The sequence below is a fragment of the Weissella sp. DD23 genome, assembly GCF_001579105.1.
Taxonomy (GTDB): domain Bacteria; phylum Bacillota; class Bacilli; order Lactobacillales; family Lactobacillaceae; genus Weissella; species Weissella cibaria.
Genome location: NZ_KQ970394.1, coordinates 58,026 through 59,207, shown reverse-complemented (window position 1 = coordinate 59,207; position 1,182 = coordinate 58,026). Strand labels below are relative to the sequence as shown.

Genomic DNA, 1,182 nt, shown 5'->3' with positions numbered 1-1,182 from the left:
ACCGAAACCGGTTGGTGGCTTTTTCATCTTACTTTGCGTATTCAACTGAACGTGATTCGCGAATAACCGTAACCTTAATGTGGCCTGGGTAATCCAAATCGTGCTCAATTTGATTCTTGATATCGCGGGCCAGAACAGTTGCTTCCAAATCGGTAACAGCTGCTGGCTCAACAATAACGCGAACTTCACGACCCGCTTGGATCGCAAATGACTTTTCAACCCCGTTGAAGTCATTTGCGATGGCTTCAAGTTGTTGCAAACGTTGCACGTAGTTTTCTAGTGACTCTGAACGTGCACCTGGTCGAGCAGCTGAAATTGAATCAGCAGCTGCAACCAAGACAGCAATGACAGAATCAGGTTCTACGTCACCGTGGTGTGAGGCAATAGCGTTAACCACAACCGGACGTTCCTTGTACTTCTTGGCAATTTCAACACCAAGTTCTACGTGGGAACCATCCACTTCATGATCAATCGCCTTACCAATATCGTGTAATAATCCTGCGCGCTTGGCAAGCGTAACGTCTTCACCTAACTCAGCAGCCAACATGCCAGTTAGTTTAGCGACTTCAATTGAGTGTACCAGTACGTTTTGACCGTAACTTGTACGATAGTTCATGCGACCGATTGTTTTAATCAAGTCTGGGTGCATGCTATGAATGCCGAGATCGAAAATAGTTTGCTCACCGACTTCGCGGATGTGCTCGTCCATTTCCTTGCGGGCCTTCTCCACCATCTCTTCAATGCGAGCTGGGTGAATACGACCATCAGCAATCAACTTCTCCAAAGCATTCTTCGCAATTTCACGACGGACTGGATCAAAGCCACTCAATACCACAGCTTCTGGTGTATCATCGATAATCAAATCAATACCAGTAACCGTTTCAATGGCCCGAATGTTTCGACCTTCACGACCGATAATTCGTCCCTTCATGTCATCGTTAGGTAACGTCACAACAGATACCGTTGTTTCAGCAACCATATCTGCAGCAGAACGTTGGATAGCACTAACTACCAAGTTCTTGGCCCGCTTTTCAGCTTCGGCCGCAGCTTGCTCTTCGCTTTCCTTAATCATGACAGCGCGTTCAGAAACCAAAGCTTCCTTGGTTTCTGACAAGATTTGCTCACGAGCGTCTTCGCGACTCAAGTTTGCAATCTCCACCAACTTCGCTTCGCGTTCATCAA

1 protein-coding gene is annotated in these 1,182 nt (G+C 46.9%); it reads right to left on the bottom strand.

The features are described from left to right. Nucleotides 1–28: 28 nt before the first annotated feature. On the bottom strand, nucleotides 29–1,182 hold a 1,154-nt coding region (rny, locus tag WEIDD23_RS07715), incomplete at its 5' end, for a ribonuclease Y (protein ID WP_242865468.1).